At 70.9% G+C, this 15456-nt stretch carries 7 protein-coding genes; 6 read left to right on the top strand and 1 reads right to left on the bottom strand.

All coding sequences use genetic code 11. The annotated features are described in order from the left end of the window. The first annotated feature begins 9 nt into the window (after positions 1–9). From AC16DP_RS36225 to AC16DP_RS36250, 6 genes are all read left to right on the top strand, one after another. A complete protein-coding gene (locus tag AC16DP_RS36225; RefSeq protein ID WP_329733769.1) occupies positions 10–9561 on the top strand; it encodes a flagellar hook-length control protein FliK in 9552 nt (3183 codons plus the stop codon). Positions 9562–9577: 16 nt separating this feature from the next. Then, complete coding sequence (locus AC16DP_RS36230) at positions 9578–10195, top strand: hypothetical protein (RefSeq protein ID WP_329733768.1); 618 nt, start codon at positions 9578–9580, stop codon at positions 10193–10195. Next, positions 10182–10886: a 7-cyano-7-deazaguanine synthase QueC gene (queC, locus tag AC16DP_RS36235; protein ID WP_329733767.1), complete on the top strand. Its 705-nt coding sequence runs from the start codon at positions 10182–10184 to the stop codon at positions 10884–10886. Before AC16DP_RS36230 ends, queC begins: the two co-directional genes overlap by 14 nt. Before the next feature lies 1 nt (position 10887). After that, the gene (gene ddpX / locus AC16DP_RS36240) at positions 10888–11526 is read left to right on the top strand and encodes a D-alanyl-D-alanine dipeptidase (RefSeq protein ID WP_329733766.1); all 639 of its coding nucleotides are present in this window, start codon (positions 10888–10890) and stop codon (positions 11524–11526) included. Positions 11527–11587: 61 nt separating this feature from the next. Beyond that, positions 11588–14035: an FAD-dependent oxidoreductase gene (locus AC16DP_RS36245; RefSeq protein WP_329733765.1), complete on the top strand. Its 2448-nt coding sequence runs from the start codon at positions 11588–11590 to the stop codon at positions 14033–14035. A 318-nt stretch (positions 14036–14353) separates the two neighbouring features. Further along, on the top strand, positions 14354–14719 hold the full coding sequence (locus AC16DP_RS36250) for a hypothetical protein (protein ID WP_329733764.1): 366 nt from the start codon (positions 14354–14356) through the stop codon (positions 14717–14719). A 150-nt stretch (positions 14720–14869) separates the two neighbouring features. Here AC16DP_RS36250 and AC16DP_RS36255 read toward each other — a convergent pair. Beyond that, positions 14870–15456 (bottom strand): pyridoxal-phosphate dependent enzyme (locus AC16DP_RS36255; RefSeq protein ID WP_483956941.1); only part of this gene is annotated, 587 nt, incomplete at its 5' end.

Here is a 15456-nt window from a genome sequence, read left to right on the forward strand (position 1 = left end):
GCCCCCCCGATGGCCACCGAGAGCGACTCCCCCAAGCCCGCGTCCGAAGCGCAAGCCGCCGCCCCCGAGCTGCGCCTGTTGGACAGGCGCGCCTTCGTGGGGTTTCCGCCCCTGGAGCTGGCGCCCGGCCTGTCCATCGCGGACTTCGCGCTGCAGATTCCCGACGTCACCTTCCCCTTCAACGTCAGCGCGGGCCCCTCGCGCTACCAGCGCAAGAAGCTCCTCTTCGGCTTCCTGGAGCTGCACGTCGACGCGGAGCTGGTGGCGCGCAAGGTGACGGAGCTGGCCGGACGCGTGGCCGGCCTCGAGGGCCTCAAGCTGCACTTCCGCCCCGGCTACCTCGAGGGCCAGGCCTTCCTCCAGGCCCCGGAGCGCACCCCGCTCACCTTCAAGGTGGCCTTCGACGCGGATGGCGAGCGGCTCGCCCTCTACCTCTATGACGTGCGCCTGTACGGCTTCGCGTCCACGCCGTCGGTGCAGGTGCCCGGCCTGATCGCCGCCACCGTCACCGAGCTGGGCCTGCTGCCCGAGGTGGAGGTGCGCGGCGCCACCGGCTTCTCCACGCGCGTGCTGCCCGCGCTCTGCCAGAAGGCCGCCGTCAGCCGGGGCTTCAAGATGCCCGTGCTGGACACCGCGCGCTTGTCCTCCGCCGAGGTGAGCAGCGCGGGCCTGCGGTTGCGCTTCTCCTCCGGGGGCCTGCCGCCTCCGGCCCCTCCCGACGAGGAGCTGCTGCTGGCCCTCGAGGGAGCCCGCGCCTTCGCCGACGCCGAGGCCCTGCTCGCCCAGGGCAAGCTCGCCGAGGCCCGTGACGCGTACCTGCAGGCCGGTGACGCGCAGGACGCGCACCCCTTCGCCGCCGAGCGGCTGCTGTCGCTCCTCGTGGCGGACCCGCAGGCGCACGACCTGGCCCTGGACGTGGCCGCCACGCTGCTGCGCCGCCGCGAGAAGAGCCCCGCCGCCCTCTGGGGCGAGGCCGTGGTGCGCGAGCGCCGCAACGAGCACGCCCGCGCCGCCGAGCGCTACCTCGCCCTGTGCAGCCTCGCGCGCCGCGCCTCCGAGGAGGCCGCCGCCTTCTTCTCCGCCGAGGCCGCCGCCCGCGCCGCCCGCGACCACGCGCCCCAGGTGGCGGTGAAGGCCCTGCACGAGGTGCTCGGCCTCAAGCCGGACCACCTGCCTTCCCTCAAGGCCCTCGCGCGCGCTTCGGACCAGAGCCGGGACCGCGCCGGGGCCGTGCGCGCCTACCGCCGCATCGCCGCGCTCGCGAGAGACCCCGCCGAGGCCGCGGATGCCCACGTGCACCTCGCGCGGCTGTGCGCCCAGACGGAGGACGACGTCGCCGGTGCCCGTCTGCACTGCGAGGCCGCGCTGCGCCTCGCGCCGGACCAGCCGGATGCCCTGCTGCTGCTGGGGGAGCTGTGCCACCGCGGCGGCGAGCACCTGCGCGCCCTCAAGGCCCTGGACCGCCTGCGCGAGGTGGCCATGGCCCGCCACGAGCTGGACCGCGTGGGCCGCGCCAACCTCCTCGCCGGCCGCATCTGGGAAGAGGGCCTCCAGCAGCCGGACAACGCGCTGCTGCGCTTCCGCGAGGCCACGTCGCTGCTGCCCGGCGAGCCCGAGCCCCTCTTCTCCACCGCCCGCGTGGCCGAGAAGCTGGGCAAGTTGCAGGAGGCGCTCGCCGGCTACCAGCAGGCCCTGGAGCTGGCCGGCCCCGCGCCGCGCTCCGAGTCCATCCGCGAGGCCGCGCACCAGAGCCACCACGCCCTGGCGCGCCTGTACCGCACGAAGCTCGGCGACCCCGCCCGCGCCCGCGAGCACCTGGAGGCCGCGCTCGCGTTGGACCCGCGCGACACCGCCGCGCTCGACGAGCTGATTCCGTACTTCCGCGCCACCGGCCGCACCCAGGAGCTCGCCGAGGCGCTGGAGAAGGCCGCCGCCGTCCACGAGGAGCCCGGCCGCCGCGCCGCCCTCTGGGCCGAGGCCGGAGAGCTGTTCCGCGGCCGTCTGCAGCAGCCCGAGAAGGCCGAGCGCCTCCTCACCTCCGCGCTGGAGGCCGACCCCGATCACAAGCCCGCGCTCGAGTCCATGCTGGCGCTCGCCGAGGCGCGCCGCGATGGCGGGCTGCTCACCCGCTGCCTCTCCGCCCTCGCGCGCCTCACCCCCGAGCCCAAGGAGCGCGCGCAGAAGTACCGCCGCCTCTCCGTCGCCGCGCGCGATCTGGCCTTCGACCTGGACCTCGCCGCCATCGCCCTCCAGGAGGTGCTGAAGGCGGAGCCGGATGACCTGCCCACCCTGGGCGAGCTGTGCGCCCTCCAGCGCAAGCGCTCGGACATGGCGGGCCTGGCCACTGCCCTGGAAGAGCGGGCACGCGTGGCCGAGGCGCAGGGCGACAAGCGGCTCGCCGCGGCGGCACTGCGCGAGCTGGCCAACGTGCTGGAGGCCCGGCTGGGCCGGCTCGGTGAAGCACTGGTGGCCCTGGAGAAGGCCGCGCGCCTGTCTCCGGAGCAGGCCGTGCTGCTGGAGCTGGCGGAGCTCTCGCTGCGCTGCGAGCGCCCCGAGCATGCCCGGCGCGCGTTGGAGTCGTTGCTGTCCACGCTGCCGCGCACCACCGCCCCCGAGCGCCTCGCGGACGTCCGCGCGCGCCTGGGCCGCGCGTGCGAGCTGATGGGAGACCGCGAGGCCGCCATCGCCGCCTACGCCCAGGCCTTCCCGCTGCGCCGCCTGGATGACGCGCTCGCCTTCCGGCTGGAGGCCCTCTACACGGAGGCGGGTGAGACGCGCGAGCTGGCCGAGCTGTGGGCCACGCGTGCCCAGGCCCTCGTCGCCGCCGAGCGCGCCGCCGAGGCCGCTCCGCTCTTCCTGCGGAGCGCCCGTGTCCTCCTGGAGCGCGGGGAGAAGGGCCCCGCCCTCCAGCGCCTGTCCGCCGCTCTCGACGCGAGCCCCTCCGGCCCCCTGGCCGCCGAGGCCCTGGACACCCTCGCCGAGCTGGAGCTGGAGCGCGGCGAGAAGCTGGAGGCCGCCCGCCTCTTCGCGCGCAAGGCCGCGCTCGTGACGGATGCCCGCGCGGGCGCGAAGCTCCTCTACCGCGCCTCCGTGCTCGCCATGGGCACCAGCCGCGAGGAGGCCTTCCTCGCCGAGGCCCTGGAGCGCGAGGCCTCCTTCGCTCCCGCGCGCATGCGCCGGGGCGAGCTGCGCATGCAGGCGGACCCCCGCGCCGCCCTCGAGGACTTCGAGGCGGTGCTGGCCCTGCCCGCGGTGGACCCGGACGCGCCCCGCGAGGACGAGCTGCTGGAGCTCACCCGTCGCGCCTCCGCCGCCGCCGTGCGCGCCGGCCGCCCGGACTCCGCCCGCCGACTGCTCGCGCAGTACTGCACCCTGGCCCCCGAGGACCTCGAGGCCCACGTGGAACTGGCCGGCCTCCACCGCAAGGCCGGGGCGCGCGAGGCGCTGGCGGACCTGCTCGCCACGCTGTGGCCGCGCCTCTCGGGAGACGCCCGCCGCTCCGCCCGCCGCGAGCTGGCCGAGTTGTGCCTCGCCCTGGGCCGCCCCGCCGAGGCCGCCGACGCCCTGCGCAGCATCCTCGCCGAGGAGCCCCACGACACCTGGGCCACGCAGGGCCTGCTGGAGCTGCTGCCCCCGCCGGGCGCCGGCACCGCCCAGGAGGAGGCCGAGCGCCTCGCCCTGCTGGGTACCCTCATTACTTCCGCCTCGGGGGACTCCCGCGCCGAGCTGCTCTCCCGCCGCGCCGCGCTCCACCGCAACGCCGGCCGCTCCCAGTCCGCGCGCGACGACTTCCTCGCCGCCACGAAGCTCTCCCACCGGCCCGCGCCCCTGTGGCTCGCCATCGCCGCGCTCGCCCGCGAGGCCGGTGACGACGTGGACGAGCTGGAGGCCTGGCGCCAGGTGGTGGCCTCCGAGCCGGAGCTCGCCGAGCGCGCCCGCACGCGGCTGCTCTCCATCGCCTCCGTGCTGGTGGAGAAGGACGCGCGTGCCCCGGCCCGCGAGGCCCTGCTCGCCGCCGTGGCGCTGCCGCTCTCCCCGGCCGAGCGCAGTGATGCCTTCTTCGCCCTCGCCACGCTCGCGCGCCGCGATGGGCTGGTGGATGCCGAGGCGGAGGCGCTCGCCGAGGCCGCGCGCCAGGGCCCCCTGCCTCGCCGTGTGGAGGCGCAGCTCGCTCGCGCGAACCTGCTCGAGAAGGCGGGCAAGCTCTCCGAGGCCGCGGACAGCCTGGAGGCGGCGCTCTCCCTCGCTCCGCGCCATGCCGGGGCCACCGCCGCGCTCCAGCGCGTGCTGCGGGAGCAGGAGGACTGGACGCGCCTCGCGGGCCTGCTCGCCGCCGAGGCCTCGCACGCGCCGCCTCCCGAGGCCGCCGCCCTCTACGCCGAGCTGGGCACCCTCCACCTGGAGCGCCTGGAGCAGCCCGAGGCCGCCGAGGCCGCGCTGCGGCAGGCGGTGCGCCTGGCTCCCGAGAACATCGACGTGCGCCGCCGCCTGGTGGCCCTCGTCGCCGGCCGGGGGGACTCCGCCGAGGCCGCGAAGCTGCTCGACGTCGGCACCAGCCACCTGCCTCCGGCCGAGGCCGCCACGCTCCTGCGCGAGGGCGCCGGGCACGCGCGCGCCGCGGGGGACATGGCCCGGGCCCTGGACTTCGCCCGCCGCGCCCATGCCCTCGTGCCCGCGCGCGACGCGCAGCTCGCCGAGCTGGCCGAGCTCCTCTTCCTGCAAGGTGACGTGAAGGAAGCGCTGCCCCTGCAGGAGCAGCTCGCCGCCGCCGCGGACTTCTCCTCCGACCCCGATCGCGCCGAGAAGGCCTGGCTGCGCCTGGGGGCCCTGGCCGAGAAGCTCGGGGACTCGCGCCGCGCGGTGTCCGCGTACAAGCGCCTGCTCGCCGAGAGCCCGCTGAATGAAGTGGCGGTGCACCGGCTCGCCGCGCTGCTGGAGAAGGACGAGCCCCGCGCCTCCTTCGACGTGCTCGTCGCCCACGCGCGCGCCCTGCCTCCCTCGGAGAAGACCGCGCAGCGCCTCGTGTCGCTGTCCGAGCGCGCCCGGGACTCGCTGGCCGACTCCACGCTCGCCGCGTCGCTGCTGGTGCGCGCGGCGGAGATGGCGGAGGAGCCGCTGCCGCTGCACGAGTCGCTCGCCACGCTCTACCGCAACGCGGGCCGCGTCCCCGAGCTGATGGCCCAGCTCCAGCGGGTGGCCTCGCTCAGCCAGGAGGCGGGAGACCTGGACGGCGCCATCTCGGCCTGCTCGGAGCACGCGCTCCTGGCCGAGGAGGCGGGCCGGGTGGACGAGTCCCTGCGCTCGCTGGAAGCGCTGCGCTTCCTCCTGGAGAAGGCGGACCGGAGGGACGAGGCCGCCGACTGCGAGCGTCACCGCGCGGAGATGCTGCGCGACGCGAAGCTGGACCTGCCCGCCGCCGAGATGGCGCTGGAGCGGGCCTTCACGCTGTCCGAGCAGCTCGACACGGCACGCATGGGCATCGAGCTGGCCGTGCGCCGGGACGACACCGCCGCCGAGGCCCGCTGGCTGGAGCGCGCCCTGCCGCTGCTGTCCGGCACGCGCGAGAAGGGCGAGAAGGCCCCGTGGCTGCTGCGGCTGGCGAAGCTGTACCTCGGCGTCCTGGGTGACTCCGGGAAGGCCGAGGGCTTCCTGCGCGAGGCGCTCCAGCTGGACCGCTCGCTCCAGGAGGCCGAGGCGCTCCTGTTCGAGCTGCTGGAGCGCGAGGGCCGCGTGGCCGAGCTGGCCGCGTGGTTCGAGGAGTCCGCCTCCTTCGAGCAGGACGCCGGCCGCCGTGCGCTGCTGCTGCTTCGCGCCGCCACCCTGTACCGGGAGCGCGCGGGACGTCCGGAGGCCGCCATCGTCGCGCTGCTCGCCGCGCGCGCCGCGGTGCCGGATGACCTGGGCATCACGCGCCAGGCGGCGGACCTGCTCCACGAGATGGGGCGCGAGGCGGATGCCGCCGAGTTCGACGCCCTGCTGCTGGAGTCGGACCCCTTCCAGGAGCCGCTGTACTCGCGCCACCGGGCGTGGCTGACGGAGACGGGCGACACGCAGGCGCTCGCCGCGCTGCTGTTGCGCCGGGCCCAGAAGCAGCCGCCCGCGCAGGCCGCGGAGAGCTACCTCGCCGCCGCCAAGGCCTTCCGCGAGGCCGGTGCGCTGGAGCGCGCGCTGCTGTGCGAGGACCAGGCCTTCGAGCTGGCTCCCTCCAGCGCCGAGGCCTTCCACGTGCTGCGCGCCCGCGCGGCCGGGGATGTGCGCCGGCTGGCGGAGCTGCTGTCCCTGCGTGCCGCCGCCGTGCCGCCCGAGCAGGCCCTGCCGCTGCTGCGCGAGCGCGCGGACAGCCTGCTGAAGGCAGGAGAGGTGCTGCTCGCCGCCCAGGCCTTCGACGACTACCTGGCCAAGGCGGGCAACGACGTGGACGCGCTCGCCACGCGCGCGGAGCTGGCCGCCGAGGGGGGAGGCCCGGGCGCGGCCCAGCCCTATGACCGGCGCCTGCTCGCCGCGGGAGGTGAGTCGCTGCCCGTGCCGGTGCGCGTGCGCACGCACCTGCGGCTCGGCCATGCCTCGCTGGCCTCTGGCGCGTACCGGGATGCCGCGGAGTCCTTCGAGGCCGTGGTGGCGCTCGAGCCCGAGGGGACGCGGGGCCAGGAGGCCCTGTCGCTCCTCGCCGAGGTGTACGGCAAGACGGGGGACTCCAAGGGCCTGTACCGTGCGTCCCTGAAGCTCGCGCGCAAGGCGGACGCGGCCACCGCCGAGGTGCTGTACCGCCGTGCGGCGGACCTCTTCGAGGACCCGAAGGACTCCATCGACGCGCTGCTGCACCTGGCGCGCCTGCGTCCCGCGGATGCGAGCATCATCGACCGGGCGGTGGTGGGCCTGCGTGCCCTGCGCCGTCCCGCGGACCTGCTCGCCGTCTACGAGGCGGGGGCCCATGCCTCCGGAGGCTCGCGCGCCGCGGAGCTGTTGCTGGCCGCCGCCGACGTCGCCGCGAGCCAGCTCGACGACCCACAGCGCGCCGAGGCCCTCCGGGAGCGCGCCGCCGAGGCGGACCCGAGCAACGTGGCCGCGCTGAAGGCCCGGGTGGAGGGCCTGCGCAAGCGGGGCGATTCGGCCGCGCTGCTGGAGGCGCTGGAGCGGCTGGTGCCCGTCACGGAGGACGAGGACGAGGCCGCCCTGCTGAGACTGGAGCTGGCGTCCCTGGCGGGTGCGGCCGGCCGCGAGCCGCTGGCCCGCGAGATGCTGGAGGCGGTGGTGGCCCGGGGCACGTCCGGCGCGGGCTACGCCGAGGCGCTGGAGGCACTGGAGCCGCTGCTCACCACGGAGCCGGGCCGGCTGGCCGAGGTGCGTCTGGCCCGGGCGGAGCTCCTGTCCAACGCGGAGCGCCGGGAGCTGTTGCTGGCCGCGTCGCGCGAGTTCGAGGCCGCGGGCCGCGTCGCGGATGCACTGCGCTCGGCGCGGGAAGCCGTTTCCATCGAGCCCGACGTGGAGTCGCTGAAGTGGGTGGCGGCCCTGCACCGGGTGGCGGAAGAGCCCGGACGCGCGGCGCAGGCGCTGTTGCAGGCGGCCCGTCTGGCGTACTCCGTGCAGCGTCCGGCGCTGTTGCTGGAGGCAGCGGACCTGTGGGAGTCCGCGGGTGAGAACGCCGAGGCCCTCGAGGTCATCGAGCGGGTGGCCTCGGAGGCCCCGGACACGCTGAGCCCGGCGGAGCTGGCCGAGCGCTTCCAGCGGCTGGGAGCGCCCGCGCGCGCCGTCGAGGTGGGCTTCGGGCCCGCGCTGGAGTCGGGGGACCTCACGGGGGCCCTGGCGCTGGCCGAGCGCGCCGGAGACGCGGCCCGTGTCCGCGAGGCGCTCTGGGCGCTGGTGTCGAAGCCGGACGCGGATGCCTCGCACGTCACGGACCTGGCCACGGGCCTGCGTGCCGAGGGCGACTGGGACGGGCTGCTGCGGCTGGCGGAGCTGCTCACGCAGTGGGACGTGGCGCTGGCCACGGAGCTGCGGGGCGAGGTGCTGCGCGCGGACGGGGCCTCGGCCGAGGCCCGCCTGCGCGCCATGGAGTGGCTCGCGACGGCGCCGGGCTTCACCGAGCGCCTGAAGGGCCTGCTGTCGGGCCTGGGGAGCTACCCCGAGGCGCTGTCCGAGGCGGTGCTCGCGCACATCCGGGCGCTGCCGCTGGAGGAGCGCATCGCGGCGCTGGAGGAGGCGGCGGACAACTGGGCGGAGCGGCGGGGCAAGCTGCTGCGCGAGCGCTTCCGGCTGCAGCGCGACGCGGGCCTCATGGCGGACGCGGCGGACACGCTGGGCCTGCTCATCCTGCTGGAGACGGACCCCAAGCAGCGCGCCAGCCTCCACGTGGAGCATGGCGACATGCTGATGTGGGCGGGCGACAAGCCGCGGGCGCTGGAGGCCTTCGAGAAGGCGCTCGAGGACGCGCCGGGCACGGTGCGCGCGCTGGAGTTCCTGCTCCCCATCTACGACGAGACGAAGAACCACGCGCGCTTCGTGGTGGTGGCGGAGCAGCTGGCGGCGATCCTCGCGGGCCCGGCGGCGATGGGGCTGTGGCGCGAGCGGCTCGCGGAGGCGTACGAGGCGCTGGGCCGGCTGTCCGAGGCGTCCGAGCAGCTCAAGCTGTTGCCGGAGACGCCGGAGCGGCTGGAGCGGCGCGCGCGGATCGCCGAGGCGCAGGGCCTCACGGGCGAGGCGCTGCAGTTGCGCGAGCGCCTCACGGACGAGCCGGCGCAGCTGGAGGACATCCTCCGCGAGTACCTGGACGGGCAGCTGGTGGTGTTCGCGGTGCGCCTGGCCGAGCGGCTCTTCCAGGCCGGGCAGCTGTCGATGCCGGCGAAGCGCCTGGTGGCGGAGCGGCTGTCGCCCACGTACGAGGGCTCGGCGCTGGCCATCCACCTCTGGCCCGAGCTGCTGCGGCAGCAGCCGGTGGACGCGGACGGGTGGACGCTGTACGCCGAGGCGCTGGCGGCCTGTGACGACGTGGCGATGGAAGTGGCGCGCGTGGACGGCTTCGGCGCGGCGCTCGTCTCCAGCACGGCGAGTGCCTCGGCGGCGACGATCTCCCCGGTGGCCCCGTCCGAGGGCTTCCGCCACGCACTGCCGCCGGACGCGGTGCCGGTGACGCCCGAGAGCATGCCCCGCCTGCACGCGGCGCTGCGGCCCACGCTGAAGGAGCTGGGAGCGAAGGCGCTGCGCGTCTTCCTGAATCCGGCGGGTGGCGTGGAGGCGTACCTCGCCTCGCCGGAGGAGCTGGTACTGGGAGCGGGGACGCTGGCGTGCTTCGGCCCGGTGGAGCTGGGCTACCTGTGCGCGCTGGCGCTGTGCCTGGGCGAGAAGGGCGAGGCGCTGAGCCGGCCCGGTGAGGTGGAGGGCTTCGACGAGGCGGCGGTGGCGGCGTTCCGCGCGGTGCCCACGTCGCTGGCGGCGTCGCGCGTGTTGGCGCACCTGTCGCCCGAGGTGCGTGGCTCCGACCCGTCCCAGGTGGACGTGGGCACGGTGCTGCGGACCAGCACGGCATTCCGCGCGGTGGCCCTCGCGGCCCTGGAGACCGTGTAACCTTCCGAGACCCTATATGCTCGCAAGACGACTGCTGCTCGTGTCGCTCCCCGTTGCCGCCCTGGTTGCCGCGTGCGTGTCCGAGACGGTGTTCCCAGGAGACCTGACCATCGGTACGTTCGACTTCCATGCCCAGGCCAACTGGGCGCGGACGGACTGCAAGGCGGACGGAGGCGACTTCAACCGGTTGGTGGACGGCGGCTTCGACTTCTCGGGCACCTTCTCGCGGGACAGCACGGATGGTGGGGTGTGGTTCACCATCGAGGGCTTCTCGCGCACGGCCACGTTCGATGCGCCGGCGCAGCGCTACACGACGATCCACCGGGCGGCGGCGCAGCTCGCGAGCTGTGGCGAGGGCTGTGAAGGCGCGCAGCTGGACGAGACGATGTCGGTGGTGGTGCTGAGCGACAGCCAGGACCGGGCGATTGGCAGCCGGTGCGGCAACATGCCGGATGCGGGAGTGCCGGACGGCTCGGTGCCGGGCCCCACGGCGAACGGCTATGACGCGGAGCGGGCCTGTGGTGAGTTGAAGGTGACCTTCCTCCCCGGTAAGAGCACGCAGTGCAAGTGCACGGTGTCATGCACGGCGGTGTATGGCCTGGAAGGGAAGCGGCGCTTCAATGGCGGGCAATAGCAAGAAGAAGGCAGTGGTGCTGCTGTCGGGCGGGCTGGACTCGACGACGGTGCTGGCGATGGCGAAGGCGGACGGCTTCGAGCCGGTGTGCCTGGCGGTGTCCTACGGGCAGCGGCACTCGGTGGAGCTGGATCGGGCGCGCCGGGTGACGCAGGCCATGGGGGTGAAGGACTTCCGGGTGGTGACGGTGGACTTGCGGCAGGTGGGCGGCTCGGCGCTGACGGCGGACATCGACGTGCCGAAGGACCGGCCCGAGAGCGAGCTGTCGCACGGCATTCCCATCACCTACGTGCCGGCGCGCAACGCGCTGTTCCTGTCGCTGGCGTTGGGGCTGGCGGAGGTGGTGGAGGCGAACGTCATCTACATCGGCGTGAACGCGGTGGACTACAGCGGGTATCCAGACTGCCGGCCCGAGTTCATCCGGGCGTTCGAGCAGATGGCGACGCTGGCGACGAAGGCGGGGGTGGAGGGGACGCGCTTCGAGGTGAGGGCGCCGCTGTCGGGGATGACGAAGGCGGACATCATCCGGGCGGGGGTGAAGCTGGGGGTGGACTATTCGATGACGCACTCGTGCTACGACCCGGATGCGGAGGGGAGGGCGTGTGGGCGGTGCGACAGCTGCGTGTTGAGGCGCAGGGGATTCGAGCAGGCGGGGGTCGCGGACCCGACGCCCTACGTGAAGGGAGCCTGAGATGGCGGGAGTGGCAAGCGTGGCGATGGGGCTGTGGCTGGCGGCGGGGAGCGCGCCGGTGGTGGACGCCACCGAGGTGGTGAAGGACCTGGTGGTGGACATGAAGTACGCCACGCCGGACAACTTCCTGAAGCAGAAGGTGTACCCGGACGGGGCGCGGTGCATGTTGCGGACGGATGCGGCCGAGCGGCTGGCGAAGGCGGCGGAGACGCTGCGGGCGCAGGGCTACCGGCTGAAGGTGTACGACTGCTACCGGCCGATCGCGGTGCAGTGGCAGATGTGGAAGATCCTCCCGAAGCCCGGCTACGTGGCGAACCCGAAGAAGGGGGGCAACCACAACCGTGGGGCGGCGGTGGACCTGACGCTGACGACGATGGACGGTCAGGAAGTGGAGATGCCGACGGAGTTCGACTCGTTCGAGCCGAAGGCGCACCACGGCTACCAGGGAGGGACGGAGACGTCGCGGAAGCACCGGGAGATCCTCCGGAAGGCGATGGAGGGAGCGGGCTTCAAGAAGAACCCGATGGAGTGGTGGCACTACGACCTGCCGGGAGCGACGAAGCTGCCGGTGCTGGACGTGCCGTTCACGAAGCCGGGGGAGTCTTCCGCGGTGAACTCCAACGGCGAAGGCCAGAAGTGACCTGAGGCGAGTTGCTGCGGCGGATTCCGTGGCCTCTGTCGGTGAGTCGGGAAGGGTATCGATGACGCACAGCATTTCTCCCGAGAACGTGATCCAGCACATGGAAGTGCCGGGTGAACGAGGCCTCTTCGTCGTCGGCTGCTTCGAAAAACGAGTGACCCTGCTGTCTCAGCAGGTGCGGGCGCTCAACATCGTTTTCGCTCTCCACCAGAACAAGCGATTGAAGGCTGGAAGCAAGGTCGCGGTTATCGGAGGAGGCGTTGCCGGTATGACAGCGGCCGCGGCAGCGGCTCGCCTCGGTTGCGACGTGACGCTCCTGGAGAAGAAGAACGCGCTGCTCTACATCCTCCGGGGAAATACTACCCGTTTGATTCATCCGCATGTCTATGACTGGCCCCTGGAAGGAGCGGAACGAGAGGATGCGGCACTGCCATTGCTCTCGTGGAAGGCAGGCCTCGCGAGTGGTGTGGTAAAGCAGCTCGAGAACGCCTGGGCTGCGCTTCCTGAGCGCTCGAAAATCGCCGCCATCTTCAATGTCGAATCCATCCATATCGAGATGGAAGGGAACCGCGCGGGGCAGCGCCTCATTACGTGGAACATCTCTTCCTCCACCACTTCTTCCCACGAAGAGGACTCCTTCGATGTGGTGCTCTTGACCGTGGGGTTCGGTCTGGAGAGGAAGGTTGACGGGATTCAGTGGAGTTCCTATTGGGACAATGACCGCCTGAATCAACCTGTTCGCGGAAGTAGCAGCGAGCGCTATCTGATTTCTGGTTGCGGTGACGGCGGGCTCGTGGACCTGCTTCGGATCCGCCTGGACGAATTCCGCCATGAGCGTGTTCTCAAGGAGTTCCTGAGCGCGTCCTCATTGGGACCGTTGAAAACCAGGCTGCTTGAGATCGAAGAGCAGGCCAGGCAGTTGGACGATGAGGCGGCCTCAAGTGCTCACATCGTCAAGCAATACAAAGAACTCCCGTACCTCGACGAGCTTGATGAGAAGATTGGATCCAGGCTCCGTGGCGACACGACTGCGGTGCTCAACGGGCTCGGTACAAGGCCACTGACGCTTCAGTCCAGTATCCTGAATCGGCTCCTGGTTTCCCGTCTTCTTTTCCGCTTCGGGGTTCACTATCGGCCGGGGCGTTTCAAATCCCAGAAGCAAGGGGAGCAGTACGAGGTTCGTTTCGATACGGGCAAGCCAGAGATATTCAATCACATCATCTGCCGCCATGGTCCTCACCCCAGTGCGCTCGAGGAGGAGTTCCAGAGCATCTGGAGTAAGTGTGAGCTCGTGAGGGCGCGCAATGTGCTCGACCAGACGCGCTGGCCTCTATGGCCGAGGGGGTTCTTCGGGCCCGAAGACGAACCCAACGAGAGGCGTCCAAGCAGCTCAAGCCAACCAGTTCATTCTCCCAACCCAGGGGGAGAGTCGCATGGAGGCTCGGCAGGTGCTGTAGCCGTTCAGCAGCCTGGTAGACCTGAACCAGTGTCACAGAGGGCTGTGGTTTCGTTGGAGCCGCGGAGCGAGCCATCTCGCGATAAGGCCGTGGATACCAGGCGCGAGCGCCCGGACTCGGATGTGCTGTTAAAAGGCTCAAGCAAAACCCACGTGACCCTCCGATTTCAGGATGCGCTAACGGCCACCCCAGCCAAGCCTGAACCGGTGTCGCGCAGGGCCGCAGTTTCGTCAGATTCGCGAAGCGAGCCATCCAATAATAAGGCCGAGGGCACCAAGCGCGAGCGCTCAGGACCGGAGCCGTTGATGACGGGCAGCCCTGCGGTAGATGCGGTTGGTGCCTCTTTGCCGCGAGAACGGTCTGCATCTCCCGGTGCCTCGCAACCGGCTCAGGAACCGGTGGTCGCAACCGAGCAGCGACCGGCAGGGCAGGATTCAAAAGACAGCCCAGCGGCTCCGAAGAGTGGTGGGAAGTCAATGTCTGCTGGTGCTGTGCTGCTGATAGGGGCGGCTGTCGGGTTCTTGTTGTTGAAGGACCGGCAGCAGGTCGCTGCATCGGACACCAACGAATCGGACAGGCGACGCACTGGCGTCGTGAACACTCCTCCTCCCAGTTCCAAATCCCCTGGAGGGGCCAGTAGTGAGGGCAACTCCTCTGCGAAGCTTCGGCAGCTTCATCGGGTTCGTTCTCTTCAATCGGGCGAACAGTCGCAAACGCTGGCCGCGTTGCCGCCCGGAGTATTCGCCTTTGTTGACCCTGCCGCTCAATTTCTCTCGCTTCAAGCGCCGACCGCTCGAGTCCAATCATCCGACAATGTCGAAGTACACAGGCTTTCTGATGGTCGGTTTCATCTTGTTGGATATGTTTGGGATGTCGAGTCCCGTGCGCTTGGAACGGGCAGGTCAACCCCTGTGTTCTTGTTTCCTCGTCCGTATGGACGCAGCCAGGTTCTTGTCAGTATTCCGTTCGACAGAATTCGCTCGGCACATGTGAAGAGCGAACAGGGCCAACGCTCGCTAAGCCTTGAAGTGGGTGGCTCTACGGAGATGTAAATGAAAATCCAGATGGGTGGTTTGAAGTTGGTAGTGATTTGCTTCCTCATGCTGCCCCTGATGGGGGCGGATGGTGGTTGCGGTGAAGGGACGGATCCCACGCAACCAGGTGTTGTGACTCCACCGGAGCCCAAGTGCACCCCGCGGACTTGTGGGGGATGTTGCTCAGGCGATGTGTGCCGTGAGTTGCAAAGCAACGCTGCTTGCGGAAGCTTTGGGGCGACGTGTGCTGTGTGTCAGGGCCTCAAGAGCTGTCAGTACGAGACTCAGTCGCAAGACTGGGATTGCCGCCCTGCGAAGTATTCTATTCAGCCCCTGATGGCGTCGATTCCGTCGTCGGACCCGAATGATGGTGCCGATTGGGATGTTGATGGCTCAGCGCCTGATGTCGTCGTCACGTTGAGCTGTCCAAAAAATGGGTCTACGGTTTTTGTGAGCACACCGGAAGTGTCGAGCTATACGCCCACATGGACCACTGGGGCTTGTGAAGCGACAGCCGAGGAGTTGATGAAGTCTCCGATGAATATCTATGTCATTGATGTGGATGCCTTCTTCGATGACGAGATCTTCTCTGGGCCGTATACGTTCAAGGCAGAGGATTTTGATAAGCCCGCAGTGGAAATCCCCATTTCCGCTAGTGATTCGACAAGTGTGCTGCGGCTGCAGATCTCCCGGCGACTGTAGCTCAGCGGGAATTCTGCATCGTTTCATCAGGAGCCGATGGCGAGGAGATGCCTGCTTTGCATGCTCTCGCAATCGCCATCGGCTTCACTGTGAAACCCCCAGCGCTACTTCGGTCGCACCGCGCCGTACGAAATACAAGTTCCCGAGGTTTTATAGCGTGGCGTTCAGCTCGAGCACGGGCAGCTTGGGGCTCATGACATCCGGGTACTTGATGCCGGCGCCCGTATTGAGCAGCAGCACGCGCTGACCGGCATTCAGCCACCCATCGCGCAGCAGCATCCGAGCGGCCCCGACGAGCGCCGCACCTTCAGGGCAGATGAACGCCCCCTCCATGCGGCTGATGCGCTCCAGTCCCCACATCGTGTCCGCATCCGGCACGGCGACGCAGGTGCCCCCGGTCTCGCGAACGGCCTGGAGCACGAGGAAGTCGCCGAGGGCCTTGGGCACGCGAATCCCCTGAGCCACGGTCGACGCGTTCTCCCACTTCTCGGAGACGTCCTTGCCCTCGCGGAAGTCCTTCACGATGGGCTGGCAGCCCTCGGCCTGGACGGCGACGAGCTTGGGGAAGCGGACGTTCTCGGGGAGCCAGCCCATCTCGCGCATCTCCAGCAGGGCCTTGTAGATGCCGATGATGCCCACGCCGCCGCCGGTGGGGTACAGGATGACGTCGGGCAGGGTCCACCCGAGCTGCTCGGCGATCTCGTACCCCATCGTCTTCTTGCCCTCGATGCGGTACG

The sequence above is a fragment of the Archangium sp. genome, assembly GCF_057119385.1.